General features: G+C 63.1%; 11 protein-coding genes. All 11 read left to right on the top strand.

Translation table 11 applies throughout. The annotated features are described in order from the left end of the window. Positions 1-101 precede the first annotated feature (101 nt). Positions 102-812, top strand: a complete 711-nt coding sequence (locus ACOCLD_RS14865; RefSeq protein WP_422909719.1) for a response regulator transcription factor — start codon at positions 102-104, stop codon at positions 810-812. A 3-nt stretch (positions 813-815) separates the two neighbouring features. Next, positions 816-2,156 carry a histidine kinase sensor domain-containing protein gene (locus tag ACOCLD_RS14860; protein ID WP_422909718.1) on the top strand — a complete coding sequence of 447 codons (1,341 nt, stop codon included), beginning with the start codon at positions 816-818 and terminating at the stop codon, positions 2,154-2,156. Positions 2,157-2,292: 136 nt separating this feature from the next. Further along, positions 2,293-4,533: a TonB-dependent siderophore receptor gene (locus tag ACOCLD_RS14855; protein ID WP_422909717.1), complete on the top strand. Its 2,241-nt coding sequence runs from the start codon at positions 2,293-2,295 to the stop codon at positions 4,531-4,533. A gap of 89 nt (positions 4,534-4,622) precedes the next feature. After that, the gene (locus ACOCLD_RS14850) at positions 4,623-6,113 is read left to right on the top strand and encodes a class I SAM-dependent methyltransferase (protein WP_422909716.1); all 1,491 of its coding nucleotides are present in this window, start codon (positions 4,623-4,625) and stop codon (positions 6,111-6,113) included. Then, positions 6,110-7,006, top strand: coding sequence for an alpha/beta hydrolase (locus tag ACOCLD_RS14845; protein ID WP_422909715.1), 897 nt, complete (start codon positions 6,110-6,112; stop codon positions 7,004-7,006). The genes ACOCLD_RS14850 and ACOCLD_RS14845 overlap by 4 nt, the downstream gene beginning before the upstream one ends. After that, on the top strand, positions 6,999-7,295 hold the full coding sequence (locus ACOCLD_RS14840) for a DUF3649 domain-containing protein (RefSeq protein WP_422909714.1): 297 nt from the start codon (positions 6,999-7,001) through the stop codon (positions 7,293-7,295). Before ACOCLD_RS14845 ends, ACOCLD_RS14840 begins: the two co-directional genes overlap by 8 nt. Beyond that, positions 7,292-8,821 (top strand): PepSY-associated TM helix domain-containing protein, encoded by a 1,530-nt coding sequence (locus ACOCLD_RS14835; RefSeq protein WP_422909713.1) that lies wholly within the window; start codon positions 7,292-7,294, stop codon positions 8,819-8,821. Before ACOCLD_RS14840 ends, ACOCLD_RS14835 begins: the two co-directional genes overlap by 4 nt. A 1-nt stretch (position 8,822) precedes the next feature. Next, the gene (locus tag ACOCLD_RS14830) at positions 8,823-9,161 is read left to right on the top strand and encodes a DUF3325 domain-containing protein (RefSeq protein WP_422909712.1); all 339 of its coding nucleotides are present in this window, start codon (positions 8,823-8,825) and stop codon (positions 9,159-9,161) included. Between the two features lie 94 nt (positions 9,162-9,255). Beyond that, the gene (gene cysM / locus ACOCLD_RS14825; RefSeq protein WP_422909711.1) at positions 9,256-10,167 is read left to right on the top strand and encodes a cysteine synthase CysM; all 912 of its coding nucleotides are present in this window, start codon (positions 9,256-9,258) and stop codon (positions 10,165-10,167) included. Beyond that, the gene (rlmD, locus tag ACOCLD_RS14820) at positions 10,167-11,525 is read left to right on the top strand and encodes a 23S rRNA (uracil(1939)-C(5))-methyltransferase RlmD (RefSeq protein ID WP_422909710.1); all 1,359 of its coding nucleotides are present in this window, start codon (positions 10,167-10,169) and stop codon (positions 11,523-11,525) included. The genes cysM and rlmD overlap by 1 nt, the downstream gene beginning before the upstream one ends. 148 nt (positions 11,526-11,673) lie before the next feature. Continuing rightward, positions 11,674-13,917, top strand: a complete 2,244-nt coding sequence (gene relA, locus ACOCLD_RS14815) for a GTP diphosphokinase (protein WP_233684568.1) — start codon at positions 11,674-11,676, stop codon at positions 13,915-13,917. The last annotated feature ends 58 nt before the right edge of the window (positions 13,918-13,975 follow it).

The raw sequence follows: 13,975 nt of genomic DNA, 5'->3' as shown, positions 1-13,975 counted from the left end.
GTGATATGTCGGCAGTGTAGCGATTCAGCGAGCGAGAATCTGTAGGTGAGTGCGGAACGAATAGTAGGTAGAATTATTCTCATTTGATCGGGTGCTAATCCGTGCTCTCCTGCCATTTTCCTGCCGCACGCATTCTTCTGGTTGAAGATGATCCCCTGTTGGCCAGTCATATGCAGGGCAACCTGCAGGCACGCGGCTATAACGTCAGCCTTAGCCAGAATGGTCGTGAGGGTTTGCGTCTGGCCAGCAGCGGAGCGTTTGATCTGGTGCTGCTGGATATCCTGCTACCTGGCATCAGCGGTCTGCAGGCGTTGCAACATCTGCGCGAGCGCCTGGGGGTGCCGGTGATTTTGATCTCGGCATTGGGCGGCGAGCAGGATCGCATTGCCGGTTTCAGCCAGGGCGCGGATGACTACCTGGCCAAACCCTTCAGCATGGATGAGCTGCAGGTGCGAATCGCCGCGGTGTTGCGTCGCGTGGCCTATGAGCGACGCGAGCTGATGCAGGCCAGTCTTGACCCGCAATTGCAGTTCGATGAGGCGCGCATGGATGTGTCGCTGCAGGGCCAATGGGCCGAGCTGACCCATACCGAATTTCGCCTGCTTGAACTGTTCGTGCGCCATCCGGAAGGGCTGATGAGCAAGGCCTTCCTTTATCAGCAGGTTTTGCGCCGCGCCTATTCGCGCCATGACCGTAGTCTGGACATGCATATCAGCCATGTACGGCGCAAGTTGCAGGCGCTCGGCTATACCGCCGGGCGTCTGGAAACCGTGTGGGGTAAGGGCTATCTGTTCACCCGTGAGGGCGTCTGAATCATGCCGGGACGTCACTCGCTGTTCTGGCGCCTGGCTTTGCTGGTCATGGCCTTCTGTCTGCTGATTATCTGGGTCAGTTGGTCCTGGGGTGGGCGCATCGAATTTCGCGGTTATCTGCTCAGCGAGGCGGCGCAGCAGCAACTGCTTGGCTATGCCGCTGAAGCCGAGCAAGCCTGGCGCAGCGGCGGTGCCGTAGGGGTTGAGCGTTGGCAGGCGCAGATGCAGCAGCACGAGTCAGTCTGGCTGACGGTTGTTGGGCGTGATTTGCGCGCGCTGGGTACAAAGGCCCTGAACCTTGAGGAAACCGAGCGACTGACAGCCATGCGCCGCATTGACTGGCCGATGAGCAAGCGCGCCAGTGGCCTGCCGGTGCTTGCCTTGCCGTTTCCGCAACAGCCCCTGGATGGCCAGTTGGTGATCGAGTTGCCGGAGCGTTTTCTGCCGGAAGGTTTTACCTGGCATGCCCAGTTGCTGGTGCACGGCCTGCTGCCCTGTGGGCTGGCGCTGCTGCTCTGTGCCTTGCTCTATCGCTTACTGATAACCCCGCTGCAGCACCTGCGTGAGCAGGCCAATGCCCTGCGTGATGAGCAGCTGAGTGTGCGCACGGCCAGTCAGATCAGTACCCGTCAGGATGAGCTGGGCGAGCTGGGCCGCGCCTTCGACCATATGGCCGAGCGCCTGCAGGGCATGCTCAGCTTGCAGCGTCAGCTGTTGCGCGATCTTTCCCATGAATTGCGTACACCCTTGAGCCGCCTGCGGGTGGCCTGTGAGAGTGGCCTGGATGCCGAGCTACTGCGCCAGCGCCTGGAGCGTGAAGTTGGCGGTATGCAGCGCTTGGTGGATGACACCCTGGAGCTGATCTGGCTGGGGACCGAGCGTCCGCAACCTGAGCTGGAGCCGATCAGCCTGCCTTCGCTGTGGGCCTTATTGGCCGAGGATGCCTGTTTTGAAAGTGGCTGGCCGCAGGCCCAGCTGCGTTGCCTGTTACCTGAGCACTGCTGCGTGCGCGGGCACCTCAATGGCCTGGCGCAGGCGCTGGAAAACGGTTTGCGCAATGCCATCCGGCATTCCCCCCCTGACGCAATGATCAGCCTGGATGGGCGCCTGGAGCAGGGCGAGTGGCTGTTCTGGCTGGAGGATCAGGGTGGTGGCGTGGCGGCTGCGCAGCTGGAGCAGATGTTCCTGCCGTTTATTCGTTTGTCAGCGGCTCGCCCCGGCGGTGATGGCTTTGGCCTGGGCCTGGCGATTGCCCGCAGCGCCATGCAGATGCAGGGCGGGGCGATGTGGGCTGAAAACACGGGTGAAGGTTTGCGCCTGAAGTTCCGGCTGAAAAGTGTATAGATTGTAAATGAACTTTACTCACAAATAAGAATCAGTAGCATCTGCGCCGTTCCCGCGTACCGGTCGGGCTGGCGTAGCGTTTGACTGCCTGCCCTTGAGCCTGGATGCGGACCATTCGCCACAGGAGAGGGTGTTCATGCAGTCGCGATTCAAACTCAGTCATCTGTCGTTGGCCATCGTTGCGGCCAGTCTTTCCCCCTGCACGCTGTTTGCCGCCGAGGTGGTAGATGCCGAGGTCGATGCCCTGAGTGCAGCCGCCGAACCTACTGATGCGATCACGCTCAAGGATGCTGTGGTCACCGCCAAGCAGGAGCTCAAGCAGGCGCCGGGTGTGTCGATCATCACCGCCGAGGACATCAAGAAGCGTCCGCCAGCCAATGACCTCTCCGATGTGATCCGCCGCGAGCCGGGGGTCAACCTGACCGGCAACAGCACCAGTGGCAGCCGTGGCAACAACCGCCAGATCGACCTGCGCGGCATGGGCCCGGAAAACACCCTGATTCTGATCGATGGCCGTCCGTCCAGCTCGCGCAACGCCGTACGCTATGGCTGGACCGGTGACCGTGACACCCGCGGCGAAACCAACTGGGTGCCGGCTGAAGAAGTCGAGCGCATCGAAATCCTCCGCGGCCCGGCCGCCGCCCGCTATGGCTCGGGGGCCATGGGCGGGGTGGTGAATATCATCACCAAGCGGCCGACCGAGGAGCTGCGTGGCTCGGTCACCCTGTATGCAATCCAGCCGGAAGACGATGCCGAGGGCGCCGGCCAACGCGCCAACTTCAACCTCAGTGGTGCGCTGAACGACAGCCTGGCTTTCCGCCTGTATGGCGGTGCCAACAAGACCAACGCCGACGATGCCGACATCAACGCCGAGCGTCAGGTGGGTGCCGATACCCTGGTGGCGGGACGGGAAGGCGTGCGCAACAAGGACATCAGCGGCCTGCTCAGCTGGCAGATAAACCCCGACCACAGCCTGGATCTGGAGGCCACCTACAGCCGTCAGGGCAACATCTACGCCGGCGACACCATGCTTAACGGCGGTGGTGCATTCGTGAACCAGCTGTATGGCAAGGAAACCAACATCATCCAGCGCAGCAGCTACGCGCTGACCCACAACGGCAGTTACGACTGGGGCAGCTCCACTGCCTCGCTGGCTTACGACTACACCCGGAACGAGCGCCTCAACGAAGGCCTGGCGGGTGGTGGTGAGGGCGCGCCGGCGGAAGGGGCCGGGGTGTTTATGTCGCGCCTGCGTAACACCCGCGCCAATGCCGAGGTCAACTTGCCGCTGGAGATGGGCGCGCCGCAGGTGCTGACCCTGGGCGGCGAATACCTGTACGAGAGCCTCAATGACCCAGGCTCCATGCGCGCGCAAACCTGGGACCCGGGTGTCGGCGGTGTGCCGGCGATTCCGGGTTTTGACCGCAGCCAGACCAAGACCACCGCGCACAGCTTTGCCCTGTTTGCCGAGGACAATATCGAGGTAGGCGAGCGCACCATCGTTACCCCGGGGCTTCGCTATGACGACCATGAAGAGTTTGGCGGTAACTGGAGCCCGAGCCTTAACGCCTCCCATGAACTGACCGATGAGCTGACCCTCAAAGGCGGTATCGCGCGGGCCTACAAGACCCCCAACCTGTATCAGTCCAACCCCAACTACCTGCTTTACAGCATGGGCTTTGGTTGTAACGCGGCAGAAGCCAACGCCGGTGGCTGCTACCTGATCGGGAACCCGGACCTGGAGCCGGAAACCAGCATCAACAAGGAAATCGGCCTGGCCTTTGATAAAGGCACCTGGCGTACCAGCGCGACCTACTTCCGCAACGACTACAAGAACAAGATCGTTTCCAGCAACACGGCGGAGTTCCGCCTGGCGAACGGTCGTCGTGTGCAGAACTGGGAAAACTCCGGCAAGGCGGTGGTCGAGGGGGTTGAAGGCAATCTGTTCGTCACCCTCAGCCCGACGCTGGAGTGGAACACCAACTTCACCTACATGATCGAGTCCAAGGACAAGGACAGCGGCGAGCCGCTGAGCATCATCCCCGAGTACACCCTCAACACCGGCCTGGACTGGGCTGCCACCGAGAAGCTGTCGCTGCAGGTCAGCGGCACCTACTACGGCACTCAGGAGTCGCCAAGCTACAACGCCCGACGCAACGTGGCCATCGACAGCCAGGCACAGAAGGACATCGATCCTTACGGCCTGATGGGCGTCAGCGCCGGTTATGCCTTCAATGAGCAGTACAGCGTGCGCATGGGCATCAACAACCTGTTCGACAAGCGCATCTACCGAGAAGGCAACGCCACCGAAGCCGGGGCCAACACCTACAACGAAGCCGGGCGTGCCTACTTCGCCTCGGTCACCGCATCCTTCTAGGTCATCGTGCTCCTTACCCGCTGCTACGGCGGGTTTCGGCTCCGCCAGGTGTGCCCTGGCGGAGCCTTTTCAGTGCAGGAAAACGCTTAATGCAAGTGTGGAATCAGGGGTATCTGGCCGAGTTGCCCTATCCCCATCATGTTCAACCGCAGTTGGCGCCCAGCTGGCTGATGGCGCTGCAGACGGCCCTCGGTCAGCGCGCTGGCAACCTGCAAGCGGGCTTTCGCTACTGCGAGCTGGGCTGCGGACAGGGCCTGAACAGCCTGCTGTTGGCGGCCAGCAATCCGGCTGGGCAGTTCGTGGCGGTGGACTTCAACCCGCAGCACATTGAGCATGGCCGGCGTCTGGCGGCGGCTGCGCAGTTGAGCAATATCGAGTTTGTGCAGGCCGAGTTCACCGAGCTGCTCGAGCAGCCGGGCGAGGGCTACGACTTTATCGTCGCCCATGGCGTGTACAGCTGGGTGGCACCCGCGCAGCGTGCGGCCATCCGTGGCTTTGTCGAGCAGCGCCTCAACGCCAATGGACTGCTGTGCCTGGGTTATATGTGTCAGCCCGGCATGGCGCCGTTGGCAGCGGCTCAGCGGTTTATCTGGCAACACGCGCAACACAGCGAATGTTCACCGTCGCAGCGTGTGCAGGCGGCTCTGGAGGCATTGCAGGCCTTGCAACAGGGCGGCGCCGGCTATTTTGTCGAGCAGCCTGAGATGGCCCGGCTGCTGGCGCGCAGTGCCGAACAGGGGCTGGATTACCTGGCCCATGAACTACTGTGCGAACACTGGCAACCGTTGCCGGTGGCCGATGTCATGGCAGATTTTGCTCGTCTTGGCTGTCAACTGATCGGCAGCGCCATTCCACTGGAAAACATCGATGCACTGTCGTTGCCCGGTAACTGCCTGGCCGCGATTCAGGGCCTGAGTGACCCGGCGCTGCGGGAAACCGCCAAGGACCTGGCACGCAACCAGGCTCAGCGCAGTGACCTGTACCAACGCGGCGATCAGGCCCTGTCGGCCACGGCGCATCGGCAAGCCTTGCTGGACAGCTGCTGGGCACTGTTGCCCGCCGCGCCGGCACCGGGCGCGGTGGAGTTTTCAACGCGCATCGGCCCGCTGCAGGGCGCTGCCGAGTTGTATCAGCCACTGCTGCAGGCCCTTGGCGAGGGGCCGCAGAGCTTTGCCGAACTGGCGCAGCGACCCACCCTGGCGGCGCAGGTTGGCCAGCTTAGTGGCGCCTTGCAGCTGCTGACCTGGGCGGGCTATGCCCATCCGTTGCTGCACGCGCCGGTGGATGTCACTCGCTGTCAGGCGCTTAACCGTCTGCTGGCTGAGGGGGCGTTGCAGGGCGTCGGTTACGCACACCTGGCCGCGCCAAGCCTGGGCGCGAGTGTGTCGGCAGACATGCTGGAAATGGCCGCCGCCCGCGTGCTGCTGGAGCATCCGCAGTTACGCGGCAGCTTGCTGAGTGAAACCATTCAGGCGCTGTTGCGTCGTCACGGCGTTGCCGTGCAGCAGGCTGCCGAGCGCCTGCAGCACTTCGAACAGCGCATCTTGCCCAGCTGGCAAGTGCTGGGGGTCGTGCCATGAAGCGCTGCTGGTTGTGGTTGTTCTGCCTGCCCTGGCTGAGCGTGGCGAGCGCTGCTGACTATCCCGGTTACCAACAGCTTGCGCCGTTCCAGGTGCAGTCGGCAGATGCCCAGCGCAGCTATGAGGTGCAGTTGCTGGTACCGGCGCGTGCGGCACCGGCCAGCGGTTTCCCGGTGCTTTACCTGCTTGATGGCCATGCCGCGCTGGCGGCGCTGAAGGCGCAATGGCTGGCCGAACTGGAGGCGGGCACGCCGCCGCTGCTGGTGTTTATCGGGCATGCCGGTGAGCGGCCCTTCAATGTGCCGGCGCGCACCCTCGACTACACCCCGGCGCGCCGCGATGGTCAGCCGATGCAGGCATTCAATGGGGTACAGGGTGGCGGTGCTGCGGCCTTTCTGGCGTTGCTGGAGCAGCGCATCAAGCCGCAGGTGGCCGCGCTGCAACCGGTTGATCCGGCGCAACAGGCGCTCTGGGGGCATTCGTTCGGCGGGCTGTTCGTGCTCAATACCTTGTTCACCCAGCCGGCCAGCTTTAGCCGTTATATCGCCGCCAGCCCGTCGCTGTGGTGGCAATCCGGGTTGTTGCTGGAGACTGAGCATGACTTTGCCGGTGCCACTGCCCAGCTGTTGATCGTGCGCGGCAGTGATGAAGGTCTGCCCGGCAATGCCCGACCCGGCGTCGATCCGGCGCTGCTGGAGCAACGACGCAAGGCCATGGCCGCGGTTCCGGCCGACGTCGCGCGGCAGATGGCCGAACGCCTGGCACGCTGGCCGGGTATGCAGGTGCAGTATCAGGAATTTTCCGGCTTGGGCCATGGGCCGATGCTGGCCGCGTCCTTGCGGCCGGCATTGCGCATGGCGGCTGGCTTGGCGCAGGAGGGACGCAATGAGTAAGGCCGCAGGAACAACCCAGGCATGGCCGATCTGTTCACGGGTGCTGGCCGGGCTGCTGGGCGGCTATGTGTTCACCTACGCATTGACCGCCGCCCTGGCGCAGCTGTTGCCGCTGGACCGGGTGGACGCGCTGCTGATCGCCAGCCTGCTGTCATTCAGCTTCTACACCCTGGCGATTCTCTGGGCGTTTGCCGCACGCAGCGCCTGGCGCGCCTGGGCGGTATTGCCGGTCGCTGCGCCGCTGGCGCTGATCGGCTTCTGGCCTCATCTGCTGGAGCGCCTGGCATGAAGCAGACCCTGACCCAATCCATGGCCTGGCTGCACACCTGGGGCGGCCTGCTGTTCGGCTGGCTGTTGTTCGCCATCTTTCTCACCGGCAGTCTGGCGGTATTCGATCAGGAGATTGATCACTGGATGCAGCCGGAGATCAAACAGACGTCGGTCAGCAACGCTCAGGCTGTCGAGCATGCGGTGGCTTACCTGCAACGCCAGCATGCCGATGCCAGCGCCTGGAACATCAGCCTGCCCAGCGAGCGTATGCCTGCCCTGCGGGTGACAGCGGGCGACCGGCGTTCGGGCATCAGCACGTACCTGGACCCACTCACCGGTGAGCCCTTGGTGGTGCGCGACACGGCCGGCGGGACATTTTTCTTTCGTTTTCACTACAGCCTGAGCATGCCACGCAACCCGGGTATCTGGATTGTCGGGTTGGCGGGGATGGCCATGCTGGTGGCGCTGATCAGCGGCATCATTATTCACAAGAAGTTCTTCAAGGAGTTTTTCACCTTCCGCCCGAACAAGGGCCAGCGTTCCTGGCTCGATGCACACAATGCCAGTGCAGTGTTGCTGTTGCCGTTTCACCTGATGATCACCTACACCGGCTTGTTGATCTTTGCCCTGATCTATATGCCGGCGGCGCTGGACAGCCTCTACAAAGGTGATTTCGCGGCGTTTTACCGCGAACACATCGACGTCATGGAAGAGCCGCATCAGGCGCCGACTCACCCGGCGCCGCTGACGGCGATGGCCCCGCTACTGGCTCAGGCCGAAGCACGCATGGGGCCGCTGAGCGGTGTGGTGATCGAGCACCCCGGGCGCAGTGATGCGCATATCGAAATGCGCCGGGTGCTGGGTAACCGCATTGCCCTGACCAAGGGCCACAATATGGTCTTCGATGGGGTTACCGGTGAGCTGCTGGCCGGGCCGCCAGAACTACGCCCCAGTGTGCTGGTACAGCGGGTGATGTTTGGCCTGCACTTTGCGCAGTTCGGTGGCTACCCGATGCGCTGGTTGTATTTCGTATGCGGCTTGCTCAGCAGCGCCATGATCGCCACCGGGCTGGTGCTGTTTACCGTCAAGCGGCGGCGTAAATACGACAGTGAAAGTGCGCTGGGGCAACAGCTCTATCGCCTGGTGGAAAGCCTCAACGTGGCGACAATTGCTGGCCTGGCTGTGGCCTGTATCGGCCTGTTGTGGCTTAACCGCCTATTGCCGCAGGAGCTGGCCCAGCGTGGTGGATGGGAACTGCGTGGCTTCTTTGCGCTCTGGCTGCTGAGTCTGCTGCACGCCTGGCTGCGTCCGCGCCTGCAGGCCTGGCGTGAACAACTGAGCCTGGCGGCGCTGCTGTGTCTGGGCTTGCCGCTGCTCAGTGCAATCAGTGACGGTCATACCTGGGACGACAGCATGCGCCTGTGGCTGGAGGTGACGGTGGTGGCGCTGGGGCTGCTGCTGGCCTGGAGTGTCTGGCGTTTGCGTCAGCCGCAGGTGCAACACAGCGAGCGGCGGGTGCGGCCCGCACAGGCGCAGGTGAATTGAGATGATGACGGCATTCTTGGGCAGTTTCTTGCTGGCTTACAGCAGCATGCTGGCGCTGTGTCAGGGCCTGGAGCGGCACTACAAACAGGTCTGGGGCAGGGTACCGACGCCGCTGCAACGTCGCGTTCTGCGTGGCGGTGGCTGGTTGCTGCTGGTGGCCAGCCTGTGGGGTTGTGCGCAAGCCTGGGGCTGGGCGATGGGCCCGGTGGGCTGGTTCGGCATGCTGTCGCTGAGCGGCTTTGCTCTGGCGCTGTTGTTGCCCTATGCACCGCGCCTGGCGGTGTACGCGCCGGTGCTGGGGCTGCCGTGCTGGCTGTTGCTGTACGCCCTGGCGGGGTAATTTTGCTGCCGTGTAGTGGTGTTCGCTGATATGGCCGAGCGCAGTTTGCCGTTATCATGGCGGCCTTCTTTGCTTCTGGATCATCTCGTTCGCCATGAGCCTGCATTACCCAACCATCGCCGATTGCGTCGGCAACACCCCATTGGTGCGCCTGCAGCGCCTGCCGGGCAACACCAGCAACACCTTGCTGTTGAAGCTGGAAGGCAACAACCCGGCCGGTTCGGTAAAGGATCGTCCGGCGTTGTCGATGATTACCCGCGCCGAATTGCGCGGCGATATCCAGCCCGGTGATGTGCTGATTGAAGCCACCAGCGGCAACACCGGTATCGCCCTGGCCATGGCGGCGGCGATCAAGGGTTACCGCATGGTGCTGATCATGCCGGACAACTCCACCGCCGAACGCAAGGCCGCGATGACCGCTTACGGCGCGCAGCTGATTCTGGTCGGCGGTATGGAGGAAGCCCGCGACCTGGCCCTGCAGATGCAGGCTGACGGCAAGGGCAAGGTGCTCGACCAGTTCGCCAACGGTGACAACCCGATTGCTCACTACACCAGCACCGGCCCGGAAATCTGGCAGCAGACGGGCGGGCAGATCACCCATTTCGTCAGCTCGATGGGCACCACTGGGACCATCATGGGCGTCTCGCGCTTTCTGAAAGAGCAGAAGCCCGAGGTGCAGATTGTCGGTCTGCAGCCGATGGAAGGCGCGGCGATTCCTGGTATTCGCCGCTGGCCGCAGGAGTACCTGCCGAAGATTTATCAGGCCGAGCGGGTGGACCGCATCATCGACATGGGCCAGCAGGAAGCCGAAGACGTGATGCGCCGCCTGGCGCGCGAAGAAGGCATCTTCTGCGGGGTGTCTTCCGGCGGTTCGGTGGCGGCGATGCTGCGCCTGTCCCAGGAAGTCGAGAACGCGGTGATGGTGGCGATCATCTGTGACCGTGGCGACCGTTACCTGTCCAGCGGCGTTTACGACGCCCCCGTTACGGATGGCCAGAGCAACTGATGGCCAAGAAAGACGGCGGTCTGCGCTTTCAACCCAGCGGTGGTTCCCGCACGCCGCAGGTGCCAGTAGGCAAAAAGCAGAAACTGGCTATCGAGCGCCTGGCCAACGACGGCCGCGGCATCGCGTTCAGCGAGGGGCGCACCTGGTTTGTCAGCGGCGCACTGGCCGGCGAGCAGATCGAAGCGCGGGTGCTCGGTGCCCACGGCAAGGTGGTCGAGGCGCGGGTTGAGCGCATTCTCACCGCCAGTGCCGAGCGGCGTAGCGAGGCTTGCGTGCATGCCAAAGTCTGCGGTGGCTGCAGCCTGCAACATATGCCCCATGCCGATCAGCTTGCCCTGAAACAGCGCATGCTCGCCGAACAACTCAGCCGCTTGGCCAATCTTGAGCCGCAAGAGTGGGCTGCGCCATTGGTCGGCCCTGAGCTGGGCTATCGCCGTCGCGCGCGCATCGCTGTGCGCTGGGACAACAAGGCCAAGCGCCTGGACGTGGGTTTTCGCGCAGCGGCCAGCCAGGACATCATCGCCATTAGCGATTGCCCGGTGCTGGTACAACCCTTGCAACCGATCCTGCGCGCGCTACCTCAGGTGTTGCGTGCGTTGGACAAACCTCAGGCCATTGGTCATGTCGAGTTGTTCAGCGGCAGCTCCAGTGCTGTGCTGATACGACATACCGCTGCGTTGAGCGAAGCGGACCTGGCCCGTTTGCAGGCCTTCTGCACTGAGCAGAAGGCGCAGCTGTGGTTGCACGGCACGGCTGAGCCGCAGCCGTTTGAGCCAGCGCAGCCACTGAGTTATCGCCTGGATGCGTTTGACCTCGACCTGACGTATCGGCCCGGTGATTTTGTCCAGGTCAACCAGCCGGTGAATGACGCCATGGTTGCGCAGGCGCTGGACTGGCTGGCGCCGCAGGCCGATGAGCGGGTGCTGGATCTGTTCTGCGGTCTGGGCAATTTCGCCTTGCCCTTGGCCCAGCGGGTGCGCGAGCTGGTGGCGGTGGAGGGCGTGCAAACCATGGTTGAGCGCGCCGCTGAAAATGCTGCGAGCAATGGCCTGGGCAACGCGCACTTTTTCCAGGCCGACCTGTCCAACCCGCTGGCCGATGCCAGCTGGGCGCAGGGCGGTTTTGCTGCCGTGCTGCTGGACCCACCGCGTGACGGTGCGCTGCAGGCGGTACAGCAGATGTCGGCGCTGGGTGCCAAACGGGTGTTGTATGTGTCGTGCAACCCGACGACTTTGGCCCGTGACAGCGCCGAATTGCTGGCGCAGGGGTATCGGCTGGAACGTGCCGGTATCCTCGATATGTTTCCGCAAACCGCGCACGTCGAAGCGATGGCGTTGTTTGTTCGCCCCCAGGCTTGATACCTGGGGTAAGGCTTTACCGGGGCAATAGCCCAGTGAGTGGTAACGGGGCGCACAGGGATTGCGCTTTCAAGCGGTTCAACCGACCGGCTCATAGAAGCTGGCGACTATTCGGCAGGCTCTGCTCTGCCGTAGGGAAGGTAGCAAGATGGTTCAGGTCAGAGCGCATCAGCCGATCAACGATGACGGCAGCATCAACCTTGAAGCCTGGCTCGGGCATGTACTGAGTGTCGATCCGGCGTTGGATCGTGACGCCCTGCGTGATGCCTGCGAGTTCGCCCGTGAGGCCGAGCAGCAGGCCAATGCCGCGCAGAACCTGTGGACCGAGGGCGCATCGAGTTTCCGCGCAGGTCTGGAGATCGCCGAAATCCTCGCCGATCTCAAGCTCGACCAGGATTCCCTGGTCGCTGCCGTGATCTACCGCTGCGTGCGTGAGGGTAAGGTGCCGTTGGCGCTGGTGCATCAGCGCTTTGGCCCGGTGGTGGCCAAGCTGGTGGAAGGCGTGCTGCGCATGGCGGCGATCAGCGCCTCAATGAACCCGCGTGATTCCCTGGTGCTCGGCTCCCAGGCCCAGGTGGAAAACCTGCGCAAGATGCTCGTGGCGATGGTCGATGACGTGCGCGTGGCGTTGATCAAACTGGCCGAGCGCACCTGTGCGATCCGTGCGGTGAAGGGCGCTGACGACGAGAAGCGCCAGCGCGTGGCCCGTGAGGTGTTCGATATCTATGCACCGTTGGCCCACCGCCTGGGCATCGGTCATATCAAGTGGGAGCTGGAGGACCTGTCCTTCCGCTACCTGGAGCCCGAGCAGTACAAGCAGATTGCCAAGCTGCTGCACGAGCGCCGGCTGGACCGTGAGCACTACATCAATGAAGTGATGGACCAGTTGCGCAGCGAGCTGGAAGCCACCGGGATCAAAGCCGACATCAGTGGTCGGGCCAAACACATCTACTCGATCTGGCGCAAAATGCAGCGCAAGGGCCTGCAGTTCAGCCAGATCTACGACGTGCGCGCGGTGCGCGTGCTGGTGCCGCAGGTGCGCGATTGCTACACCGCCCTCGGTATCGTCCACACCCTGTGGCGGCACATTCCCAAAGAGTTTGACGACTACATCGCCAACCCCAAGGAAAACGGCTACCGCTCGTTGCACACCGCCGTGCTCGGCCCGGAAGGTAAGGTGCTGGAGGTGCAGATCCGCACCCAGTCGATGCACGAAGAAGCCGAATTGGGCGTGTGCGCGCACTGGCGCTACAAGGGCACCGACGTCAAAGCCAGCTCCAACCATTACGAGGAGAAGATTTCCTGGCTGCGTCAGGTGCTTGAATGGCATGAAGAACTGGGCGATATCGGCGGTCTGGCCGAACAGCTGCGCGTGGATATTGAGCCGGACCGGGTCTATGTTTTCACCCCGGACGGTCATGCCATTGACCTGCCCAAGGGCGCCACGCCGCTGGATTTTGCCTACCGCGTGCACACCGAGATCGGCCATAACTGCCGTGGTGCGAAGATCAACGGGCGCATCGTGCCGCTCAACTACAGCCTGCAGACCGGCGAGCAGGTGGAGATCATCACCAGCAAGCACGGCACGCCGAGCCGCGACTGGTTGAACTCCAACCTCGGTTACGTCACCACCAGCCGGGCACGGGCGAAGATCGTCCACTGGTTCAAGCTGCAAGACCGCGACCAGAACGTTGCCGCCGGCAAGCAGCAGCTTGAGCGCGAACTGCTGCGTTTAGGCCTGCCGCATGTGGACTTCGACAAACTGGCTGAGAAGGCCAACCTGAAAACCAGCGAGGATCTGTTTGCTTCCCTCGGCGCCGGTGATCTGCGTCTGGTGCAACTGGTCAACCTGGCGCAGCAACTGGTCGAGCCGGATCGGGTCAACGAGCAGCTCGAACTGATCCCGCGCAAGGCCTTGGGCTTCAAGCCGGGCAAGCGCGGCGATATCCAGATTCAGGGGGTCGGCAACCTGCTGACGCAGATGGCCGGCTGCTGCCAGCCGCTGCCGGGTGACCCGATTGTCGGTTACATCACCCAGGGCCGTGGCGTGAGCATTCACCGCCAGGACTGTGCCTCGGTGCTGCAACTGGCCGGGCGCGAGCCGGAGCGGATCATCCAGGTCAGCTGGGGCCCGGTGCCGGTGCAGACCTATCCTGTCGACATCATCATCAAGGCCTACGACCGTTCCGGTCTGCTGCGTGACGTGACCCAGGTGCTGCTCAACGAGAAGCTCAATGTGCTGGCGGTGAATACCCGCTCGAACAAGGACGACAACACCGCGTCCATGTCGATTACCGTGGAGATTCCTGGGCTGGATGCATTGGGCCGGCTGCTGGGGCGGATTTCTCAGCTGCCGAACATTATTGAGGCGCGTCGCCACCGGGTCAGTTAAGTCTCAATACCGTAGCCCGGATGCAATCCGGGGAATTGCGTACAGGCATTCCCGGATT

The sequence above is a fragment of the Pseudomonas cimarronensis genome (assembly GCF_049331905.1).
In the GTDB taxonomy this organism is placed as follows: Bacteria; Pseudomonadota; Gammaproteobacteria; order Pseudomonadales; family Pseudomonadaceae; genus Aquipseudomonas.
The sequence above is the reverse complement of the archived record's forward strand: the minus strand, read 5'-3'. Positions and strand labels throughout refer to the sequence as shown.

What these genes read in the sequence shown, in the direction of transcription:
- cysM (WP_422909711.1), top strand. Translation starts at nt 9,256, where the DNA reads ATGAGCCTGCATTACCCAACCATCGCCGATTGCGTCGGCAACACCCCA.
- ACOCLD_RS14845 (WP_422909715.1), top strand. Translation starts at nt 6,110, where the DNA reads ATGAAGCGCTGCTGGTTGTGGTTGTTCTGCCTGCCCTGGCTGAGCGTG.
- ACOCLD_RS14860 (WP_422909718.1), top strand. Translation starts at nt 816, where the DNA reads ATGCCGGGACGTCACTCGCTGTTCTGGCGCCTGGCTTTGCTGGTCATG.
- ACOCLD_RS14840 (WP_422909714.1), top strand. Translation starts at nt 6,999, where the DNA reads ATGAGTAAGGCCGCAGGAACAACCCAGGCATGGCCGATCTGTTCACGG.
- ACOCLD_RS14830 (WP_422909712.1), top strand. Translation starts at nt 8,823, where the DNA reads ATGATGACGGCATTCTTGGGCAGTTTCTTGCTGGCTTACAGCAGCATG.
- relA (WP_233684568.1), top strand. Translation starts at nt 11,674, where the DNA reads ATGGTTCAGGTCAGAGCGCATCAGCCGATCAACGATGACGGCAGCATC.
- rlmD (WP_422909710.1), top strand. Translation starts at nt 10,167, where the DNA reads ATGGCCAAGAAAGACGGCGGTCTGCGCTTTCAACCCAGCGGTGGTTCC.
- ACOCLD_RS14835 (WP_422909713.1), top strand. Translation starts at nt 7,292, where the DNA reads ATGAAGCAGACCCTGACCCAATCCATGGCCTGGCTGCACACCTGGGGC.
- ACOCLD_RS14855 (WP_422909717.1), top strand. Translation starts at nt 2,293, where the DNA reads ATGCAGTCGCGATTCAAACTCAGTCATCTGTCGTTGGCCATCGTTGCG.
- ACOCLD_RS14850 (WP_422909716.1), top strand. Translation starts at nt 4,623, where the DNA reads ATGCAAGTGTGGAATCAGGGGTATCTGGCCGAGTTGCCCTATCCCCAT.